Origin of the sequence: Nocardia sp. 2TAF39, from assembly GCF_052114905.1 — a bacterium.
Classification (GTDB): domain Bacteria; phylum Actinomycetota; class Actinomycetes; order Mycobacteriales; family Mycobacteriaceae; genus Nocardia.
The window spans coordinates 1-3,673 of sequence record NZ_JBFRFQ010000105.1; the positions used below are offsets into that span (position 1 = coordinate 1).

The 3,673-nt window shown below is 66.5% G+C and carries 1 protein-coding gene; it reads right to left on the bottom strand.

The window, feature by feature from the left end:
- Nucleotides 1-3,673: condensation domain-containing protein (locus tag AB4Z47_RS30370; RefSeq protein ID WP_441956102.1), on the bottom strand; the 3,673-nt coding region annotated here is incomplete at both ends.

A 3,673-nucleotide genomic window follows, 5' to 3' on the forward strand; every position in this document is an offset into this window, starting at 1 on the left:
GGGTCGATCGGTACGAACGCTGCCCCCGACTTCGCCACCGCCCATACCGCCAGTACCGACTCGACCGACCGCGGCAACCCCACCGCGACATTCATTTCCGGTCCCACGCCTCGGTCGATCAGCAGTCGTGCCAACCGGTTGGACTCGGCGTCSAGCTTGTTGTAGGTCCACCGCTGATCTTCGCAGGCCACTGCGACTGCTTCTGGATCCCGTTCCGCTGTCGCCGCCAACAGCTCCGGCAGTACTTGTCCTGGGACGGCCGGGKCACCGGCCACTGGCGTCAACTCTTGGTATTCGGCCGGGGTGAGGAGATTCAGTCGGGCCAGCGGCAGATCCGGGTCGGCGGTAACGGCTGTGATCACGTGCAGGATCCGCTGCAGGGTCGCGTCCATCGTGTCGTGGTCGAAGAGTTCGGGCAGGTACTTGATTTTGAGGTGTAGTCGGATGTCGACATGCGCGACTATTCCGAGTGGATAGTGYGCTGCGTCGGTGCCGGTCACGTCCTGCAGYCGCATGCCGGCGATGTCGGTGTCCGCGGTCAGTCCGCCACGATCGACCGGGTAGGACTCGAACACTGTCATCGTGTCGAACTTGGTCCCTGGCCCGGCCACATGCATGATGTCGGTGAGACCCACGAACTGGTGGTCGAGCAGCGYGGCCTGCTCCATCTGGATCCGGTYGAGGAGCTGGCCCAGGTTCTCGGTGGTGTCGAGGCGGACGCGCACCGGCAGTGTGTTGATGAACAGCCCGATCATCGATTCGATGCCCGCGATCTGTGGGGGTCGTCCGGAGACCGTGGTACCGAATGTGACGTCCTTGCGGGATGTCAACGTGCCCAACACGATCGCCCATGCCATCTGGATCACGGTGTTGAGGGTGATTCCACGCGCTCGTGCCAGGTCTGTCAGTGCCGCGGTGTGTTCCTCGGTCAGTTCGCCGTGTACGTCATGTGATTCGGTGTATCGGCGACCGGGATCGGCCGGTGCCACCAGGGTGGGCTCGTCGGCGCCGTCGAACGCGTGGGCCCAGGTGTCGAGCGATGCAGCCGGGTCCTGCCCGACGRTCCATGCCAGGAAGTCTCGATAGGGGCGGACACGGGGCAGCAGGGCGGCGTCGCCGTCGGTGGCRTAGAGCACCAGTAACTCTTTCACCAGCAGYGGTGTCGACCAGCCGTCCAGCAGCAGGTGATGATTGGTCAGYACCAGCCGGTAGTGCCCCGGCCTCATGGTGACCAGCATCCAGCGCAGCAGTGGCGCCCGAGCAGGGTCGAACCGGGTSGCCCGGTCCGCGGCCRTCAGCCGATCCCACTCGCGATTGCGTGTATCCTCGTCCAGCCCGGACAGGTCGAGTTCCGACCATGGAGCCTTGGCGTCTTCGCAGACCACCTGCACCGGTCCGGTGTCGGTGTCGAATGCGGTGCGTAGATTCGCATGCCGGTCGAGCAGCACCTGCCCGGCTCGGTGCAGCCGTTGCGGGTCGATCTGCCCATGCAGCTCGAGGACTAGCTGCATCAGGTAGGCGTCTACCGACTCCTCGGAYACCAGCGCATGGAATAGCAGCCCCTGCTGTAGCGGAGTCAACGGCCAGACGTCGCTCAGCGTCGGATACCTGTCCTCGAGTCGCTCGATCTCGGGTTGTCCGAGCCGGACCAGATCCAGATCCGACGGYGTGCGGCCCCCCGCCCCGCCACGGCGGGTATGTGTCGCCAACGCGGTCAATACCCGGCACCACGCCTCGGCTACCTCGCGCACTTGCTCGCCGGTGAGYACGCCGGCGGGATACGACCAGATCGCCCGCAACCGCGGCCGGCCACCGTCGTCGCGGGTGAGGGCCGAGATGTCGAGCACCGCCGAGACCGGCATATCSGGRTTMYGTGCACCGGCGAGTTCGCCACCAGCGAGGTCGCTGCCGTCGTCCACTGGCATCCATCCGAGGGCCGGTATCGGTTCGGGAATTCCGGTGGAGATGCGTCCGAGGTAGTTGAACCCGATCTGCGGCGTCGGCGCGGTCGCGAGTTTCGGTGCGGTGTCCTCGTTGAGATAGCGCAGCAAGCCGTAGCCGATCCCGTGGTCGGGGACAGCGAGGAGTTGTTCTTTGACGGACTTGACCGCTGCCCCGATCGCTGGCCCGCCCGCGCATGCGTTGTCGAGATCGATGCCCGACAGATCCAGGCGCATCGGAAAACCTGTGGAGAACCAGCCGACCGTCCGGGTCAGATCCGCGCCGGGGACGGCGCCTTCCTCGCGGCCGTGGCCTTCGAGGCCGATCACCATGTCSGTGAGAGGGCCGCGGTCGGCTTCGGCCCCGCGGTCGCGACGCCACTTCGTCACTGCCACCGYGAGTGCGGTCAGCAGYCCGTCGGCCACGCTGCCRTGGAACGCCTCGGGAACTGTTGTCAGCAGCGCCTCGGTCACCTCGGGGGACACTGCGACCTCGACTGTGTGGGCGGTAGCAGCCACGTCGATCTCGGGATCGAGGGGCCGCGACCCGATCACCGGGTCGTGTCCGACGCTCATCGTTTGCCATAGTTCGAGCTCGGCGGCCCGTTGCGGGCGTTGGGCTGCCTCGACCAGYCCGTGCGCCCACCTGCGCATCGACGTWCCGACCGGGGCGAGATCGGGTGGCTCGCCGGCCTGGATCCGYGTCCACGCGGCCGCGAGGTCGGGCACCAGTACCCGCCAGGACACGCCGTCGATCGCCGTATGGTGYGCCAGCATCAACACCCGGCCCGGCTSCGCCGTGTCTTGCGGGTCGAACCAGACCACCTGCACCASGATCCCGGCGCCCGGATCGAGCCGGTCGGCGGCGGCATCCAGTTCCGCCGCCGCCGCAGCCCGGAACTCGGYGCTTCCCAGCCCACTTTCCATCGACACCCGGTGGATGACGTCGTCGGCTTGAACCGTTCCGACCGGCAGGACCTCCCACGTCCAGCCTCCCTCGGCGKCCGGGYGCAGCCGTGCGCGCAGCATGTCGTGCCGATCGAGCACCGCCTGTACCGTGGCCGTCAGTCCCTGTCGGTCGATCCCTGCCGGTAGCCCCAGCRTCACTGCCTGCGCGAAGCGGCCGAACCCTGACTCCGCCCGTTCGAGCAGCCATCGCATGATCGGGGTCAGTGGTATCGGTCCCACACCACCGCCAGACAGTTCCGGGAGACGTGGGGTCGCCGCGGCGCCGTCGCTGGCGGCGATCTGGGCCAGCCCGGCAACCGTTTTACGCTCGAACACATCGCGGGCGGAGAACACCACACCCGCCGCCCTGGCCCGAGTCACCAACTGGATCGACATGATGCTGTCTCCGCCGAGGGCGAAGAAGGAGTCGTCGAGGCCGATTGTGTCGATGTGTAGTACGTCGGTGAATGCGGTGGCGATGGTGTGTTCGATGGGTGTYCGGGGTGGCCGGAATGGTTTGTGGTCGGTGTATACCGGTTGCGGTAGTGCTTTGCGGTCGAGTTTGCCGACCGGTGTCAACGGGATGTGGTCGAGCACCATGATCGTGGCCGGGATCATGTAGGACGGTAACCGGGCGGTGAGGTGTTCGGTCAGGGTCGTGGTGTCGATCGAGTGACCGGGTGCGGCGACGACATACGAAACCAGCGTCTCGGTCCCGGAATTGTTGCGGTGACCGATAGTGGTGGCGAAACCGACGGTGTCGTGAGCGGTGAGTGTGGCATCGA